This window comes from Seleniivibrio woodruffii, from assembly GCF_029267515.1.
Lineage (GTDB): Bacteria > Chrysiogenota > Deferribacteres > Deferribacterales > Geovibrionaceae > Seleniivibrio > Seleniivibrio woodruffii_A.
This window is the reverse complement of record NZ_JAJUIS010000009.1, coordinates 34,375-50,709: the sequence shown is the minus strand read 5'-3', so window position 1 is coordinate 50,709 and position 16,335 is coordinate 34,375. Positions and strand designations below refer to the sequence as shown.

Annotated in this window: 17 protein-coding genes; 13 read left to right on the top strand and 4 right to left on the bottom strand. The window is 47.2% G+C overall.

What is annotated here, in order from left to right; genetic code table 11:
• Positions 1 to 160 precede the first annotated feature (160 nt).
• The 8 genes from surE to Q7P67_RS10305 are packed head-to-tail and all read left to right on the top strand — an operon-like array spanning position 161 to position 7,116.
• A complete protein-coding gene (gene surE / locus Q7P67_RS10340; protein WP_303851897.1) occupies positions 161 to 928 on the top strand; it encodes a 5'/3'-nucleotidase SurE in 768 nt (255 codons plus the stop codon).
• Positions 915 to 1,046, top strand: a complete 132-nt coding sequence (locus Q7P67_RS10335) for a hypothetical protein (RefSeq protein WP_303851895.1) — start codon at positions 915 to 917, stop codon at positions 1,044 to 1,046. Before surE ends, Q7P67_RS10335 begins: the two co-directional genes overlap by 14 nt.
• Before the next feature lie 13 nt (positions 1,047 to 1,059).
• Positions 1,060 to 3,705, top strand: coding sequence for a hypothetical protein (locus tag Q7P67_RS10330; RefSeq protein ID WP_303851893.1), 2,646 nt, complete (start codon positions 1,060 to 1,062; stop codon positions 3,703 to 3,705).
• 27 nt (positions 3,706 to 3,732) lie between these two features.
• A complete protein-coding gene (locus tag Q7P67_RS10325; RefSeq protein WP_303851891.1) occupies positions 3,733 to 4,350 on the top strand; it encodes a MotA/TolQ/ExbB proton channel family protein in 618 nt (205 codons plus the stop codon).
• Complete coding sequence (locus Q7P67_RS10320; protein ID WP_303851889.1) at positions 4,351 to 4,752, top strand: biopolymer transporter ExbD; 402 nt, start codon at positions 4,351 to 4,353, stop codon at positions 4,750 to 4,752. It begins immediately after the preceding gene.
• A gap of 3 nt (positions 4,753 to 4,755) precedes the next feature.
• Positions 4,756 to 5,490, top strand: a complete 735-nt coding sequence (locus tag Q7P67_RS10315; RefSeq protein ID WP_303851887.1) for a hypothetical protein — start codon at positions 4,756 to 4,758, stop codon at positions 5,488 to 5,490.
• Entirely contained in the window at positions 5,490 to 6,623 is a 1,134-nt protein-coding gene (locus tag Q7P67_RS10310) for a class I SAM-dependent methyltransferase (protein ID WP_303851886.1), read from the top strand. The genes Q7P67_RS10315 and Q7P67_RS10310 overlap by 1 nt, the downstream gene beginning before the upstream one ends.
• Positions 6,624 to 6,678: 55 nt before the next feature.
• Entirely contained in the window at positions 6,679 to 7,116 is a 438-nt protein-coding gene (locus tag Q7P67_RS10305; RefSeq protein WP_303851885.1) for a hypothetical protein, read from the top strand.
• 3 nt (positions 7,117 to 7,119) lie between these two features.
• Here the strand turns inward: Q7P67_RS10305 and bioD are convergent, their stop codons facing one another.
• Both bioD and bioA read right to left on the bottom strand, forming a co-directional pair.
• Entirely contained in the window at positions 7,120 to 7,722 is a 603-nt protein-coding gene (bioD, locus tag Q7P67_RS10300; protein ID WP_303851883.1) for a dethiobiotin synthase, read from the bottom strand.
• The gene (gene bioA, locus Q7P67_RS10295; protein WP_303851881.1) at positions 7,722 to 9,047 is read right to left on the bottom strand and encodes an adenosylmethionine--8-amino-7-oxononanoate transaminase; all 1,326 of its coding nucleotides are present in this window, start codon (positions 9,045 to 9,047) and stop codon (positions 7,722 to 7,724) included. The genes bioD and bioA overlap by 1 nt, the downstream gene beginning before the upstream one ends.
• 50 nt (positions 9,048 to 9,097) lie before the next feature.
• Here bioA and Q7P67_RS10290 point away from each other — a divergent pair, with 50 nt between their 5' ends.
• Genes Q7P67_RS10290 through Q7P67_RS10280 form a run of 3 tightly spaced genes read left to right on the top strand, consistent with a single transcriptional unit; the run spans position 9,098 to position 11,552 of the window.
• On the top strand, positions 9,098 to 10,255 hold the full coding sequence (locus Q7P67_RS10290) for an 8-amino-7-oxononanoate synthase (RefSeq protein ID WP_303851879.1): 1,158 nt from the start codon (positions 9,098 to 9,100) through the stop codon (positions 10,253 to 10,255).
• Positions 10,252 to 10,815, top strand: a complete 564-nt coding sequence (locus Q7P67_RS10285; protein ID WP_303851878.1) for an alpha/beta hydrolase — start codon at positions 10,252 to 10,254, stop codon at positions 10,813 to 10,815. Before Q7P67_RS10290 ends, Q7P67_RS10285 begins: the two co-directional genes overlap by 4 nt.
• Entirely contained in the window at positions 10,812 to 11,552 is a 741-nt protein-coding gene (locus Q7P67_RS10280; RefSeq protein WP_303851877.1) for a methyltransferase domain-containing protein, read from the top strand. The genes Q7P67_RS10285 and Q7P67_RS10280 overlap by 4 nt, the downstream gene beginning before the upstream one ends.
• 54 nt (positions 11,553 to 11,606) lie before the next feature.
• On the opposite strand, the gene Q7P67_RS10275 is transcribed toward Q7P67_RS10280, so the two are convergent.
• Both Q7P67_RS10275 and Q7P67_RS10270 read right to left on the bottom strand, forming a co-directional pair.
• Positions 11,607 to 13,148: a sodium/solute symporter gene (locus Q7P67_RS10275; protein WP_303851876.1), complete on the bottom strand. Its 1,542-nt coding sequence runs from the start codon at positions 13,146 to 13,148 to the stop codon at positions 11,607 to 11,609.
• 18 nt (positions 13,149 to 13,166) lie between these two features.
• Positions 13,167 to 13,460, bottom strand: coding sequence for a DUF485 domain-containing protein (locus Q7P67_RS10270; RefSeq protein ID WP_303851875.1), 294 nt, complete (start codon positions 13,458 to 13,460; stop codon positions 13,167 to 13,169).
• A gap of 517 nt (positions 13,461 to 13,977) precedes the next feature.
• On the opposite strand from Q7P67_RS10270, the gene Q7P67_RS10265 reads away from it, so the two are divergent.
• The gene (locus Q7P67_RS10265) at positions 13,978 to 15,867 is read left to right on the top strand and encodes a putative nucleotidyltransferase substrate binding domain-containing protein (RefSeq protein WP_303851874.1); all 1,890 of its coding nucleotides are present in this window, start codon (positions 13,978 to 13,980) and stop codon (positions 15,865 to 15,867) included.
• A gap of 70 nt (positions 15,868 to 15,937) precedes the next feature.
• Positions 15,938 to 16,327 carry a hypothetical protein gene (locus Q7P67_RS10260; protein WP_303851873.1) on the top strand — a complete coding sequence of 130 codons (390 nt, stop codon included), beginning with the start codon at positions 15,938 to 15,940 and terminating at the stop codon, positions 16,325 to 16,327.
• Positions 16,328 to 16,335: the final 8 nt, after the last annotated feature.

Genomic DNA, 16,335 nt, shown 5'->3' with positions numbered 1-16,335 from the left:
GTACGGAGGGGCATTTGCCCCTCTTTTTTTTGCGCCGCTCACCCCTCCTGCTGTAATAATATAAAATTCGGGTAATATTAACTAAACAAGTGTTTATCTTCTTGATAAATCATTAAGTTTGATATATGCTAATTATTATTGAAGTGTAATTGGAGGCTGTATGCGTATCTTACTTGCGAACGACGACGGCATATATTCAGACGGTATCTACACGCTGTACAAAGCTCTGAAAGAGTTTGCGGACGTAACCGTTGTTGCACCCATAACAGAGCAGTCAGCCGTCGGGCACGCAATCACCATTGCAGACCCTCTGCGCGTTACGGATTTCTATAAATTCGGTGAATTTTTCGGATACGGCATAAAAGGCACTCCCGCCGATTGCGTTAAGATAGCCCTTACAAACATTATGAAGGAAGCCCCGGATCTCATTGTTTCCGGCATCAACCACGGCGCAAACGTCGCCAGCAACGTGATCTATTCAGGAACGGTTTCCGCCGCGACAGAGGGGGCTATGCTAGGCATCCGCTCCATTGCTGTCAGCCTTGCCACAAAGGAAAAATTCGATTTTTCACACGCCGCACAGGTGGGTGCATATTTCGCAAAATACCTGCACAACTCCGACCTGCCTGAGAACACTGTACTGAACATAAACGTTCCTGCCTTGTCTATGAAGAATATAAAGGGATGGCGCTTTGCAACACAGGGCAATGCGCGTTTCCTTGACACCTTCGAGAAAAGACGGGACCCCAGAGGATACAGCTATTACTGGCTGACAGGGGAGAAGAAGGAAGCCGATATGGACGAAACTTCCGACGACTACCTTGTTTCCAACGGTTTTGTCAGCGTAACTCCGCTGATGTTTGACATGACGGATCATAAGATGTATAAACATTTGAAAGATAAGGGAGACGAAGGTGAATTCAGTTAAAAGATTCATACTTGCCGTGCTTCTGGTTTCCGCGTTCAGCGGAATTGTGGGATGCGAGGGCGGATGCTCCGATGCAAACCCCACTTCACCGGATCAGTCACAGCAGCAAAGCAACTGAAAAACAAGGGTAAATGAAAAAAATTACTGCTACAATAGCTCTTTTAGTGTTGAACAACGCGGCACAGGCGGCTGTAACTCTGCCGGACTTCGCCTTCACAGGAAAAGAACTGACGGATTTTTCAATCCGTCCCTCTTTCAAGCAAGTGTCCGTTTCGTTCAGCGTGCAATCCGGTTTCGACAGCTATCTGAAGCAGGAGAGCTTCGAACTTAAACAGGTCGATTCGAAGGCATATCAGTCTGCCGATCCTGGCGGAATGTATTCCGGCAGCTTCGGAACGTCCCTGTCCTCTGTTTTCGTGGGAGAAAAAGCCTATCGCAACAATATCGTGAAAGGCTATCTGGACAAACAGTATCTTTCTGTAATCCAGTCCTATGACAAATATTACCCTAAAATAGCGAAGACTCAGTATGAACAGGAAGTCAATCTGGTCTATGCGTTTGCGCTCCTTGAAACAGGCTCCATAAGCAAATCCATGGACATCATGAAGGGTGTCGCATACAGCGATAGCCCGTTCGCGGGCGTGGCTTCCGACAGGATAATGCAGTATTATCTGGACACTAAACTATACGAAGAGGCGGACATCTTCGCCTCCGGTCTGAAAAACGTTACTCCGTATTCGCTCTACGGCTGGCTTTACAGCCTTCTTCAGCTTCAAAGATACGAAAGAGTCATTGAGACTTTTAATGCCCACAGCGACATAACGTCCAAGGACAAGAGATTCTACGATTTCCTGATAACGGCTGAATACAGCCTCGGCAGGTTTGACGAAGTTATGAAGAACTCTGCCAACGCCGGCGGCAATACTTTTGCCCTGCTGGCGGATTCCTGTCTTGTGCGCGGAGATGTGAAATGCGCCATAGACAACTATGACAGCATCACAGCCGACAACATGAAGAACGTTATTTACGGAAAGATAGCGGTTGCGGAAGGTAACTATAAAGAGGCTGAGAAAGTGCTCTCGTCTCTGGATTCCGACGAGGACAGACTTAATATATTCTTTTTTTATGTCGGAAGGAATTTCCCCGACATCGACCTGACATTTCTGGACAAGTTCGTGTTCGAAAGCAAGATAAACAACGATTACAACAGATTTTACAGAGGCATATGGTATCTCTCCAAAGGGGATGAGATGAACGCCATACGTCAGATTGACGGCATCATCTTCAACCGTGACCTGATAAATTCTGCCTATTACTACCGCGGACTTGCCTATTCCACCATAGACACCGGCAGGGCGCAGAGATATTTTTTGCGGTTCATGGAACTTTCGCAGGACGAACAGAAACTTATGGTCTCAAGGTACATGCTGGGGCAGATATATTATCTGGACGGCAGATACGACGACGCGCTTATGCTTATCCAGCCCTGCACAACGGACTACTGCCGTGTGCTAAAGGGCAAGATATTCATAGAGAAGAAAGACCTCGATTCCGCATGGAAGAGCGTTGACGGCGTTAAGGGCAACGATGCGGCGTTTGTCCGCGCATCCATACTTTATAACAGAAAGAACTATAAGGAAGCTCTGGCACAGCTTAACCCTGTCACTCCCAAGGATGTGCAGAGCGACCTGCTGCTGATGCTGACATACCTGAAACTCGGCGACAGTTCGTCCGCCGGAGAGGTTTTCAGCAGGAACTCTAAAGACGAAAGATTCATGGATGCTTATCTTGAGAATATGATGCTTGCCGGGCAGTATCAGCAGGTGCTTAAACTCACAGACGGCAACAGGACGAAATACAGGCTGGTGCGTTCCAAAGCGCTTTTCTCGCTGGGAAAATATCAGGAAGCTCTCGCCGGATTCCGCAGTCTTGTGGATGGCGGACAGCACAGCTTTGACGCCTGGTACGGCATCCTGACTTCATACACCGCCATGAGAGACGACAAGCGTTTCGACGATGCGGCGCGGGAGATAACTCAGGTTCGGCAGTCGTTTGACAGAAAAGATTTTCTTGTTTTGCAAACCGCAAAAATGGCGCTGGACGCAAAGGATACCCGCCTTGCTACAATGCTGCTTAACCATTTCTTCGACAATTATGACGTTTCACCTTATAAACGCGACGCTTATCTGCTGCGCGGACAGCTTTTCCGCGATACAGGCAGAGTTGAGCAGTGTCTTGATGATGCCCAGATGATGCAGAAAGACGGTCGCAGCGACGAAGGGCTTTTTCTTAAAGCCGAATGTCTGCAAACGTCCAAACCGGATGAGGCAAAGGCAATTTTTGAGGATCTGGCAAAAAATTCCGACCGTTACAGGGAACTGAGCTATGCTAAGCTGATAGCTTTGGAGAATACCCCCAACGAGCTTAAACCCGCGGTCATGTATTTCAGGAACAGGGATGCCGAGGTTTATGTGAACGGGCTTGAGAGATATTTCTCTATGCTCACAGCCGCCCAGCTCTCCGCTGAAAAAACGTTCCTTGATGGGCTTATAAAGGATGCAAATCCCGCCGTTCTGCCGCTGGCATATTTTTACAGCGGTTCGGCGCAGTTCAACTCTAAAGATTACGAGACTTCCGCTGCGACGCTTCTTAAAGGATATTATCTGTATCCGAACTCGAAATATGCCGCGAAAAGCCTCGAAAAAGCCGCCGCCGCCTATGACAATCTGGGCAGAAAGGAAGAGGCGGACATAATGCGCAAAAAAATTAAGAAATAGGATAAACACTTCCCAAGGAGGATATTTATGTTCGAGTTGAATATGGAGCTGATGCAAAAGGGCGGGGTGCTGATGTACCCTATAGTGCTGCTCTCGGTCATTGCTCTTGCTGTTTTTTTTGAAAGGCTGGTGAGCCTGCGTGAATCGAACTTTGTCCCCAAAGACTTCATGGAAAGGCTGATGGATAAGCTGAACAACAAGGACATCGAAGCCGCGAAGACCATGTGTGCCGAGAATAAATCCTCTATATCCATAATAGCCTCTGATATTCTGAAAAACCTGAACCTGCCTTTCGCTAGGCTTGCTGAGACTGCGGAGGAATCTGGCAGATTTCAGGCGAAACGTCTTGAACGCTTTCTGCCGACACTTCAGGCGATATCAACTATAGCTCCTATGCTGGGATTCCTCGGTACTGTATTCGGTATGATAAAAACTTTTATGGCTCTTGCAACTTATGGTGCGGGAAACGCACAGCCGCTTGCGGCGGGTATTGCCGAAGCGCTGATAACAACGGCGGCAGGTCTTTGCGTTGCTATCCCCACAATGGCTGTCTACTATTTTGTGCGTTTCCGAAGTGAACGCATTACAACTGAGCTTGAAAAATCCGCAAGCAGGATAATGAACGCGGTCGTTAAAGAGGACTAAATGAAATTCTCCAGAGACGAAAAGAAGAATCCTGAAATAAACGTTACGCCGCTGATAGATATCGTATTCATACTGCTTATATTTCTGATGGTGTCCACGTCTTTCAACTTCACAAACTCCATAGACGTGAATCTCCCCGCGGCAAAAGGGGATGAAAAGCCCATTGTTGAGAACATACGCGTCGTAATGACAAAGGACGGGATCATAACCGTTAACGATCAGACAGTGCAGCTTACAGGCGTTGAACCGCTTCTGGTTGAGTTTAAAAAGACAGCGCCGGACGCAACCGTCATAATTGAAGCGGATAAAGAGGTTGCCCACGGACAGGTCGTAACAGTTATGGATGCCAGCCGCAAGGCGGGATATACAAAGTTTGCCATCGCTGTTGAGGAACAGGAGTAACATTTGAGATTTACACTCTTTCTCATCCTTTCGTTGCTGCTGCATATTCTGATAATTCTGAACGTGCACGGACTCAGTGTTGCGAAACGTGAGAAACCTCAAAGCAAAATCATAGACGTTGAGATTGTGCCCCCCGCTCCCAAAGAGGAGGTTATGCCTCAGATGCCCGAAACCGCGGAAGCCGATGAAGGCGCGGCGGAAGAGGGCGAAAAAATTGCGGGGAACATTATTCCTCCCCCCGCCTCCTCTGTGCCTGAGATTGAGATACCTAAAGTGTCAACGGCTGATCTGGCAAAAATAGCCATGCCTAAACTGAATCTTAACACAACCGCTAAATCGGGAAGTTCGTATGCAGATTCTGCTTTGCAGACTGAGATAGCCTCCGAGGCGGAAAAATATCACCGCTCAGAAAGCCAGTCTGCAGGTGAGCAGTCCTCCGGCAAAAACGCGGGCGCGCAGGACGCAAACGATTTCTTTAAAATTAAGAATCTCGGCGGAAACAGAAAGCTGACATACGTTCCTGAAAAGCCTTCTTTCTCTTTAACATCAAATACTAATGTGCGTGTTGGCTTTAAGGTTGACCGCAGCGGAAACACATATTCCATAGTCCTTTTAAACAGAACCGATTCAAATATCGAAAGGCTTGCCATTGACTTTGTGCGCAAATTGAAGTTTAATGCCGTTCTGAACGCAGATGCCGAATCTGCGGAAATAACATTATATTTCAGAGTGAGATAGTGGATACAAGCCTTCAAACCTACGTTGAGAACCTGATTCGCGAAAAAGGACAGATAACCTTTGCCGAATTTATGGACATCGCCCTTTACAAAGAGGGGATGGGATACTATCAGAAAGAGAACCCCTTCGGACAGCAGGGCAGTTTCTATACTTCAGTAAACGCATCCGAATCTTTCGGGCGCACCCTGGCGAAATCCTTTGTGTACATGATAAAAACTCTGAAACTGGAAAACGCCTTCTGCGAGATGGGTGCGGGCAGCGGGATGCTTGCCAACGACATTCTCAACTATCTGAAAGTGAACGAAAAAGAGATATATGACATACTGTCTTACACCATTATAGAGAAGAGCGGATACCTCATTAAACGTCAGAAAGAGCTCATTGAGAAAGAGCATAAGGGCAAGGTCGTCTGGAAGAGCTTTGAAGAGCTGAATAATTTTTCCGGCGTGTTCTACAGCAACGAGCTTGTGGACGCATTCCCCGTTCACCGCGTTATACGCATGAACGACGAGTTGAAAGAGCTTTACGTTAAAGAGGTTGACGGAAAGCTGCGCTTTTTTCCCGATGAGCTTTCGACTCCCCGCCTCAAAGAGTTTCTTGACGCTATCAATCTGAAAGTTGTGGAGACCCAGATAGTTGACATCAATCTTGATATGGTCGGCTGGGTGCACGCGCTGGCAGAAAAGTTGGGCAAGGCTGTTGTTGTCACCATCGATTACGGTTTTGAAGCACCAATGCTCTATCAGTCCTACAGACGGGACGGAACAGTCACCTGCTATTACCGCCACACACAGAACAACGATTTCTTTGAGCGCATAGGCTATCAGGACATAACCGCATTCGTGGATTTCACCTCTCTGTCGCTTTATGGCTCGCAGAATGGGCTCAACCCTCTTGCGTATATGCCCCAATGGCTGTATCTGGTACAGTCCGGCATACTGGAAGAGATTTCCGCCTGCAAAACAGACCTGCAAAAGCAGTCCGTCAAGGCGCTTATAATGCCTGAAGGCGGTTTCGGTACCAATTTTCAGGTGTTTGTGCAGGGTAAAAACGTTGATATCAGTAATGATTTTAAGTATACCCGCTCCGCTAAAGAGGTGCTTGACGAGATGGGGAAAGTTTTTTCCGCCTGAAACTGGCACGCAACATGCTTATTAGTCCTCAGAACAAAGTTTACAGGGGGCTAAGATGATAATTTCAGGAAAATATTACCCGACACAGGATCTCACAAATAAAGCAGAGACATCCTCTTCATCAAAAACATCAGACGTAGACAGCCTTACGGCGCTGAAAACTTTCTTCGGCGAAAGCGAAGAGTCCAAGCCCACAGGCTTTGCCGACACAGTTGACATATCCGCGAAGGCGCTTTCCGTTCTTGAGGACTACGTTCAGTCGTCAGGATCAAACGAGAGTGATTCGCTTCTTAGCTATATCAAAGGAACAGCGCGTGAAAAATTCCTCGGCACATATGACAAAAGCGCCATGGAAGAGCTTTCCGGCGCTATGCAGTCATACAATAACAAAGAATTGCAGGAAGTATACGAGAAGGTGAAGGAAGCCAACCAGCAAATGTCCGGCGACTTCATCTCCGTAGCTTCAAGATACGGCGTGCAGTCACTTCTTTAAGAATCAGAGCTCCACAATTTCCATAACATCGCTGAACACAGACCTGACGGCATCGTCCGTCAGGTCGTTCAGAATTGCAATGTTGAATTTATCCGATTTTGCCGCCGCAAAGTGGTTGTTGACCGCGAACCCTGCGAAAGGCAGCCCCTCTTTTTCAAGAAAATAATGGTTGAGCATGGCGTGGTTGATACATCCGAGCTGATTGGGCACAACAACGATTGTCTCCAGCCCGCAGTCCCGCGCTATGTCATAGTTCATGTATCCCTCGTCCAGAGGCACCATGAGACCGCCTGCACTTTCCACCACCAGCCAGTCGTAACCGCTTATGCCGTTTATCTTTTTTATAGTATTTTCATAGGGAAAATCATCGAACGCAAGATACGGCGCAGCGGGGAACTTAGCCGTGTTGAGCGTATAGGCGTGCTCCGGTTTCAGACCGGACATGTTTATAACTGTCTGCCTGTCGTCGTCTTCGGGAAACCCGGTCTGTACGGGTTTTACATAGCAGACGGAATCGCCTTTTTCCAGCAGATACTTACAGAGCAGTCCGCAGTAATGTGTTTTTCCGATCCCTGTGTCGGTTCCTGATATGAACAGTTTTCTCATCACAGCACCTCATAAACGGATTCATAAGCTATATCAGCAAGTTTTATCATCTCATCCTCGGTTATGACATACGGGGTCATAAAATATATCACGTCGCCCAGATTGCGCAGGTACGCGCCTTTTTCAATTGCTTTGCGGAATATGCGGAATCCGGTTCTGTCTTTCCATTCGAATTTTTCTTTTGTATCAGTATCTTTAACGAGTTCTACGGCTGAAACGCATCCGAGGTGGCGCACTTCTCCCACATGAGGTTTGCCGAGGAATTTTTTATCAAGATATTCGTGCATGGCGTGGAATTTTTTTGCGTTCGTTTCAACAACTTTGTCTTCGCGGAATATTTTCATGGTCTCCACTCCGGCGGCGCAGGCGAGCGGGTTGCCTGTGTAGCTGTGACTGTGGAGGAAGGCTTTCAGCGTTGTGTAGTCATCGTAAAAAGCGTCGTAGATGCCGTCATGGGTCATAACGACGCTGAGAGGCAGGTAACCGGATGTTATCCCTTTTGAGAGGCATAAAAAATCGGGACATACGCCAGCCTGTTCCAGAGCGAACATTGTTCCCGTTCTGCCGAACCCGCAGGCTATCTCATCAAAAATAGTGTGAATGTCGTAATGCTCAGCCGCCTGTACCAGCTTTTGCAGATATCTCGGCGGATACATCTTAAATCCGCCAGCGCACTGGAGCAGTGGTTCAAGGATAACGGCTGTGATGCGGTCATGGTTTTCCGCCATGGCTTTTTCCATATGGCAGAAACACTCTGCATCGCAGGATGAGCGTTCTTTAGCGAACGGGCAGCGGTAGCAGTCCGGTCCCTGGACGCGGACGTTCTCTATCATTATGTTGCCGAAAAGTTCTGTATAAAGTTCCTCGCCGCAGACGGAGAGTGCGCCAAGTGTTTCGCCGTGGTATCCTGCGTCGAGGTACATGTAGCGGTTCTTTTTTGTATTGCCTGTGTTGTAGCGGTATCCGTAGCTCAGCTTCATAGCCGATTCCACCGCGGCGGAACCGATATCGGCAAAGAACACCTTAGTCAGTTTTTCCGGTGTTAGCTTGACAAGTTCGTCCGCAAGGGTTTGCGCAGGCGTATGGGTTATGCCGGCAAAAATCACATGCTCTATCTTATCCATTTGATCGGAAATGGCTTTTTTGAGTCTGGGGTTGTTGTGCCCGAAAAGATTCACCCACCATGACGATACTGCGTCTATGTATTTTCTGCCTGCGTCGTCGAACAGATAGATTCCTTCGCCCCGTTCGATTTTGATTATGGGGTAGGTTTCATGGTCTTTCATCTGGGTGCAGGGGTGCCAAATGGGCGTGTTAACTTTCATGATTCTTCCTTATTCATTGACAGGGTCTGTGCCTTTGATATTATTTCCCCATGAGAGATAAAATCAAGAAAAAACTGAACGAACTGCACGAACAGCATCTTTTCCGCACCATGCCGGAAATGAGCGAGGGTGCGGGCAAGTTTGTGAACATCAACGGCATAAAATATCTTAACCTTGCTTCAAACAATTATCTGGGACTTTCCGAGGTGGAGGCGATACGCTCGGCGTCAGCAGAGGCGGTTATGAAGCTGGGTACCACCAGCGGCGCATCCCGCATAGTGACGGGCAACTACAGCATTTACGACGAACTGGAGCATAAAACCGCACTGTTTAAGCAGACGGAGAAAGCTCTTGTTTTCAACAGCGGGTATGCGGCTAATCTTTCCATATTCTCAGCATTTGCAGACAGGAACACTGCCGTTTTCTCCGATAAGCTGAACCACGCCAGCATCATAGACGGAATAATCCTCAGCGGTGCAAAGCACGTCCGGTATAAGCATAACGACGTATCCGATCTCGCCGCACTTCTGGAAAAACATAAGGATATCAAAGATAAAATAATAGCTACCGACACGGTGTTCAGTATGGACGGCGACGTTTGCCGCCTGAGGGATATCGTTGCTCTGGCGAAACAGTACGGAGCGCTTACGGTTATCGACGAGGCTCACGCTTCCGGCGTGTTCGGGCGTGGAAGCGGCTATGCCCATGAGTCTGGGCTTGAAACCTCAATAGACGTTCATATGGGCACTTACAGCAAGGCTTTCGGCTCGTTCGGGGCATATGTTGCCGGCGATGCGGATATTATAGATTATCTGCGCAACAGAGGACGCTCGTTTATCTATTCAACATCGCTTCCGCCCGCCGTTATCGCAGCAAACCTTGCGGCGCTGAACTACGTTCAGGATAACCACGATATAGGTTACAGACTGCTCGATTTCTCAGACAGTATCCGCGGCGCTCTGCGTTCCATGGGATTTGACACGGGTCTGAGTGTAACTCAGATAATTCCCGTTATCCTCGGCGCAAATGAGAGGGTTATGCTGGCGAAAGAGTTTCTCATGGAAAAGGGCATATACGCAGGCGCCATACGACCGCCCACTGTTCCTGTGAACACTGCACGTCTGAGGCTCACCATGCGGCTTGACGTGACGGATGAAACGGAAAGGATACTGGACGCGTTCAGGGCGCTGAAAGCGAGCGGTATATGAAAGATATTTTTCTGTCGGGCTGGTGCGGGTTTCCTGCATTGTTCGGCGGCTTTGCGGATAAGTTTGAGTTCCTTGTGCCGTTTTACGATGATATTGATATTGAAAAACTGTCAGGCAGAAACCTTGTCTGCTGGTCAACGGGCGCGAATCTCGCACTGAAAGCCGGAAGACTGGATTTTGAGAACGTAGTTCTGGTGTCTCCGTTCATCCGATTTACCGATTACACGCCGGAACGTGTTCTGAAACTTATGATAAAGAAATTCCGCACTGCACCGGAAACGGTGATAAAAGATTTTCTTGCCGCCTGCGGCTGTCCCGGAATTGTGCTCCCGCAGATAAGGGATTATTCCGTGCTTGAAAAAGGGCTTGAGTACCTTCTGGAAACCGGAGAAGGCATACGGGAAACAATGCCGCCTTTGACTGTTATCCACGGTGCGCAGGATGGTGTTGTGAACGTTTCCTCCGGTGTGGCTGTGTCTGAAAGGTTTTCTGCCTACTTTGTGCGGGCGGATTGCGGTCATTTCGTTCCGCCGGAGATAATTTCGGAATACCTGATATGAAGATACACATAAAACACGCCTTCTGCTCGTCTTCGGAATCCTATGATTCATCTTGCGATATTCAGCGCATTGTTGCAGAACATCTAGCAGAACTCCTGCCGGATGGCACACAGGACAGGATACTTGAGATTGGAACGGGAACGGGTATATTTACGAAACTGCTGAATGAAAAATGCGGTTCGGCAGTGTGTGTTGATATTGCTGATGCTCTTTTGGCAAAGGCGGCACGGCAGTTTCCTGATAATATTTTCATCTGCGGCGACGGCGAATATCTGCCCGTCGGCGGTGAATTTGCTCTTATAACCGGTTCTTCCGCCATTCAATGGTTCCAGCAGCCTGAGAAAAGCATTCCTGCAATGCTGAAACACCTTAAAAAAGGCGGAAAGTTCGCATTTTCGGTATTTGTTGAGGGAACTTTCGTTGAAATGTCTATACTCAACCAGATGACGGGTTTCGGTTCTGTGTATGCCCTGCCGAAAGAGGATGATTTTGCGCGTATATTTGAAGGCTGCGGCGTTTCCGTTAATAAAGAGGTACGGGAATACGTTCTGAATTTCGAAAGCGTTTCCGGCTTTCTTAAAAAGCAGAAGGGGACAGGTGCGACTTTCAGCGGTAAGGATAAGGTCACATCAAAGACGTCCTATAAAAAATTTCTTGAACTCTATCCGGAGCTTTTCGGTGAAAATGGAAAAATTCCGGTCACATACAGGATATTATACATAAGCGGAGAGAAATGAAAAAGGCAGCCGGAAGGCTGCCTTTTTTTACTGTTGTAGTGTCGAAGTATTGTGTTATTCCGCGCCTATACCAAGATAAGTCCTGATCTTGTCGTCTTCAAATTTCTCCTGAGCTTCAGGTTCGGGAGACATGAGTGAAACAAGTATCGCCACTATGAACGCCAGCGGCATAGAGAACACTGCGGGGTTCTTCATGGGGAAGATAGCGGTTTCGTTTCCGAGTATGTTCACCCAAACAGTGGGGCTGAGGATGATGAGCACTGTTGCGCACAGACCGCCGGAAAGTATTGACCAGACAGCACCCTGAGTTGTCATTTTTTTCCATATGATGGAAAGGAACAGAGCGGGGAAGTTGGCGCTTGCCGCTATTGCGAATGCAAGACCCACAAGGAACGCAACGTTCTGTCCTTTGAAAAGGATACCGAGTGCAACTGCAACTATACCGAAGATAACAACTGACATTCTCGCAACTTTAACCTGCTCTTCCTCTGTCGCGTGACCTTTTTTGAATACGCTTACATAGATGTCGTGGCTCATTGCTGAGGATGCAGCCAGTGTCAGACCGGCAACAACCGCGAGGATAGTGGCGAATGCAACCGCTGCTATGAAGCCGAGGAAGGGTGTTCCGCCGAGAAGTTCAGCCAGAGCGGGAGCAGCCATGTTTCCGCCTGCGTCAATAGCTTTTATGGGCTCTTTACCGATGAGAACTGCAGCCGCAAAACCCACGATCGGGATAACCAGATAGAAGTAGCCTATGAAAGTTGTTGCGTATGCAACAGATTTTCTGGCTTCTTTAGCGTCCGGCACGGTGAAGAATCTCATAAGGATGTGCGGCAGACCAAGCAGACCGAACATCAGAGCGAGACCGAGTGAAAGTGTGTCCAGAGGACTTTTTACAAGACCGCCGGGGTTAAGCATATTGTCCGCGGGGTACATTGTAACAACTTCTGTATAAAGGTTGCTGATGCTGAAATCAAATTTCGCAAGAGCAAGCACTGTAAGAACGGTTACACCGAAAACAAGAAGTACGGCTTTGATGATCTGTACCCATGTTGTTGCAAGCATACCGCCGAAAAGAACGTAAAGAAGCATAACCACACCAACTATGATCTCTGCCATTTCATAGGGCATACCGAACATAAGCTGGATAAGTTTGCCTGAACCCACCATCTGCGCGATGGTGTAGCAAAGAACAACGAGCAGACCGCCGACAGCGGATGCTATACGGATGGGACCTGATTTAAGTCTGGATGCCACAACGTCAGCAAAGGTGTATTTACCAAGGTTACGCAGAGGCTCTGCGATGAGGAACATAAGCGCGGGCCATCCGACCAGCCAGCCCACCGCATATATGGCGCCGTCGTAGCCGCTGAGTGCCACCATACCGGAAATACCGAGGAAAGACGCCGCAGACATATAGTCGCCTGCAAGAGCCAAACCGTTCTGGAAACCTGTAACGCTGCGTCCGGCAGCATAAAACTCACTTGTAGTCTTTGTTTTCTTTGCCGCAAAGTAGGTTATGATAAGAGTCAGAATAACCACCAGAACAAAGAAAAGAATGGCGGTGCCGTTAGGTTGACCGAGTGTTGATTGCATAGTTTTCTCCTTGTTCCGTTACTGAAGGTCTTTTTTCAAAGACTCAACTTTTTTGTCATAAACGTTGTTTGCCCACACGACATATATAAGTGTGAGTATCCATGAGCCAACGATTACGGCTGTACAGAGTACGATCCCGAGTGTCACGTTTTTGCCTACCATGATGGCTGCGATCTCTTTGTGTTCTGCTACAATGTAAATGTAGCCGTAGTAGATCACGAACAGAATCGCCAGCATGATGAAGCTGAACGTCCAGCGTGTTCTGACTAAGTCTTTGAACTTTTCAGAGTTCGTAAAGTCTCTAGCAGTCATTTTGCTCCTCCTGATAAAAATCTGCAAAGGTGTTAAGTGATAGAAAACATGGTTAACTTGTTTTTTACCCAATTAACCATGGCACGAATATAAAACACTTTTTAATTATAATCAACAATAAAAATGAGCTTAAATTAAAATAATTTTTTAAACGGTTTCGTATGTGGAAATTATCTTAATGGATAATTTTGATACATATATGTGTAATTTATTCATGATAAAGTATAAATTTTAAAAACGCGCATGTTTGTGCTGTTATATTTTAAAACAGGTATTAAGCGGCTCTATTCGGCTGTGGGGCACGGTTCAGGATTGTATACAGTATTCAGGATCATAAAAAATCCTTGTTTTTCAGCAAAGGGTTAATCGTGGCTTATAAATATCAATAAATGACGAACCATAATATTACGGTGTTTGATATTTGTGAGACAATATTTATTTTACTTCTTATTGAAATGATGTATAATCAACACATGCAGATATTGATATGTTTAACATAAGTCCTTTCGGGGGAGATATGCAGTATTCGGAAATTTCATCCATTGAGGAAATAGTTGATACAGCGGAGAAATTGCCATTATTTTCATCTGTGCCCAGAGAGATGCTCAAAAATGCAATTATGAAATGTGAGTCTGTTACGGCGGATGCTTCGGAAGCACTCTTTAAAAAGGGAGAGTCATATCATAAAGGGCTTTATATTATTCTGAACGGCAGGGTTCGGCTTACTGACGGTGGGAGTCGTGAAGTCATTGTTGACAGCGGAGGAGTTATCGGAATATCAACCTTCGTGGGCAAATCTACTTACAGGGTGACGGCATACGCAGATATGGCTTGTCTGATGCTCTTTATGCCGGAGCTTTATGTTTATAAACTTATGGAGGACGTGCCGGAGTTCCGCACAGCTTTCCACAGCCTTGTTTCAGAGCGTAACGCAGAGCTGGAGGGCAGGGCGAGCTGGTCTGTGGCGTCCACAACTTATAAGCCGCTGGGAAGTTATATGTCTTCTCCCGTACTCAGTGTTAACATTGAAGATTCAGTTCTGGATGCCTCAAAGCTCATGGCTGAGGCAAACGTCGGAGCAATTGTAGTTGTGGGCGGGGACGGTACTCTTCAGGGGCTTCTAACGTCTAAACACGTTGTCCAGCGGTTCATTCCCGATATGCAGAAGAACCCGACGGACATTACCGCCGGAAAATATATGGAACGCTCTCCGGTTGCGCTTCCTGTCGAATATCCCCTTGTGGAGGCGCTGGCGCAGATGCAGCATTCTCAGGCGGACTATGTTGTTGTCATAAGCGGAAACAGACCTGTCGGTATCCTTTCCAACAACGACATTTCAAAGATGCTGTTTCATAACATAAACGTATTCGTTACATATGTTGACAAGCTGGACACTCTGGATGAACTGAAAAAGGCATATTCAGATATGTATTCCGTTGCGGCATCCCTTATGGAGAACTCGCGGGTCAGTTATGATATTCTGCCGGTTCTTTCTTCCGTGCATCTTAACATTCAGCGCAAGATATACCGCATATGCGGCGAGGAATATTTCAGAGAGACCGGGTTTGATCTTACCAAGGTCCGACATACTCTGATGATTATGGGTTCCGGCGGGCGCAGGGAGATGGCGCTCGATCCTGATCAGGACAACGGATTTATCTTTGACGATTCCGTAACGGATGAAGAGATCGCCATGTTTATCAAATTCGGTGCAAAATATTCCGATGCGCTGGAATACGTCGGTTATGAAAAGTGCCGCGGAAACGTCATGGTTACAAACCCTGAGATGTCGCTTCGCATATCCGACTGGAAACAGAAAATATCCCGCTGGGTTTCAAATCCCGGTTCGCTGGGGATAATGTGGTCATCCATCATTTTTGACTTCGACGGCTTTGCCGGAGACGAGAAGCTGGTATGGGAACTGCGCAACCACATCAATCAGAATATGAACAACAGTCCTATCTTTCTTATCCAGATGCTGGAGCGTGACAGCAGCCTCAGGATACCCATTTCAATGTTCGGAAAATTCATAGGGGAAAAGGACGGGAAGCATAAGGGAGAAATAAACTTGAAATCCTCTGCGTCTGCGTTTATAGTTGATGTGATTAGAGCTTTCACACTCAAGCACGGCTTGAATGATCTGAACACAGTGGAAAGAATGAAGACTCTGCGGCGTATGAACGTCATCAGCGAAGAGCTTTATCTGCACACTCTGGAAGCGTATGAGACCGTTGTGGACATCATTCTGAAAAGTCAGGTGGAGAAAGCGGCTGCGGGCGTTCATGTAAATAAATATATAAATCCCGATGAACTCTCTCTGTATAACAGGGAGAGGCTGAAAAAGGCTCTGGGGCACATCCAGAAACTTTTGAACATCGGGCTTCGTTATTTTAAGGGGCACCCGTGATGCACACGAATAGTGGATATATTAACACGGGTTTCGGGGGTAAAGTCTCCCGAAAATAGAGGAGACAGTGATGAAGAAGCTTGCCGTAGTTATGTCTGTGCCTTCAACAGCAGCAGCACTCAAAGCAATGGCGCAGATAAAGAACAAACTGGGGCAAACCAAAAGAACAAGGGTAATGTTCACCGAAAACGGCAAACTTACTTTTGTCTCAGGAATTTTGCAGAAATCCGTTAAAAATGTTACTCAGCTTGACAAATACAGCGGCTGTGATGTTTTGATTGTTCCTTCGTATGGCGACGAAACCGGAACAGGACCGAACCTTTCAGATATAAAGATGTACCTCAATAATAATCTTGGATTCAGCATTTTCGTATGCGCTGTTCCGGAAGAGGACGATTCAGAACTGATGGCGGTTACAGAGAACATCGCAGACATAGTTAAGTCCAACATGGGGATCTGAGCTTTCTT

What these genes read in the sequence shown, in the direction of transcription:
- bioA (WP_303851881.1), bottom strand. Translation starts at nt 9,047, where the DNA reads ATGAAAGTTAACACGCCCATTTGGCACCCCTGCACCCAGATGAAAGAC.
- Q7P67_RS10275 (WP_303851876.1), bottom strand. Translation starts at nt 13,148, where the DNA reads ATGCAATCAACACTCGGTCAACCTAACGGCACCGCCATTCTTTTCTTT.
- Q7P67_RS10285 (WP_303851878.1), top strand. Translation starts at nt 10,252, where the DNA reads ATGAAAGATATTTTTCTGTCGGGCTGGTGCGGGTTTCCTGCATTGTTC.
- Q7P67_RS10265 (WP_303851874.1), top strand. Translation starts at nt 13,978, where the DNA reads ATGCAGTATTCGGAAATTTCATCCATTGAGGAAATAGTTGATACAGCG.
- Q7P67_RS10305 (WP_303851885.1), top strand. Translation starts at nt 6,679, where the DNA reads ATGATAATTTCAGGAAAATATTACCCGACACAGGATCTCACAAATAAA.
- Q7P67_RS10325 (WP_303851891.1), top strand. Translation starts at nt 3,733, where the DNA reads ATGTTCGAGTTGAATATGGAGCTGATGCAAAAGGGCGGGGTGCTGATG.
- Q7P67_RS10290 (WP_303851879.1), top strand. Translation starts at nt 9,098, where the DNA reads ATGAGAGATAAAATCAAGAAAAAACTGAACGAACTGCACGAACAGCAT.
- Q7P67_RS10260 (WP_303851873.1), top strand. Translation starts at nt 15,938, where the DNA reads ATGAAGAAGCTTGCCGTAGTTATGTCTGTGCCTTCAACAGCAGCAGCA.
- surE (WP_303851897.1), top strand. Translation starts at nt 161, where the DNA reads ATGCGTATCTTACTTGCGAACGACGACGGCATATATTCAGACGGTATC.
- Q7P67_RS10320 (WP_303851889.1), top strand. Translation starts at nt 4,351, where the DNA reads ATGAAATTCTCCAGAGACGAAAAGAAGAATCCTGAAATAAACGTTACG.
- Q7P67_RS10330 (WP_303851893.1), top strand. Translation starts at nt 1,060, where the DNA reads ATGAAAAAAATTACTGCTACAATAGCTCTTTTAGTGTTGAACAACGCG.
- bioD (WP_303851883.1), bottom strand. Translation starts at nt 7,722, where the DNA reads ATGAGAAAACTGTTCATATCAGGAACCGACACAGGGATCGGAAAAACA.
- Q7P67_RS10280 (WP_303851877.1), top strand. Translation starts at nt 10,812, where the DNA reads ATGAAGATACACATAAAACACGCCTTCTGCTCGTCTTCGGAATCCTAT.
- Q7P67_RS10270 (WP_303851875.1), bottom strand. Translation starts at nt 13,460, where the DNA reads ATGACTGCTAGAGACTTTACGAACTCTGAAAAGTTCAAAGACTTAGTC.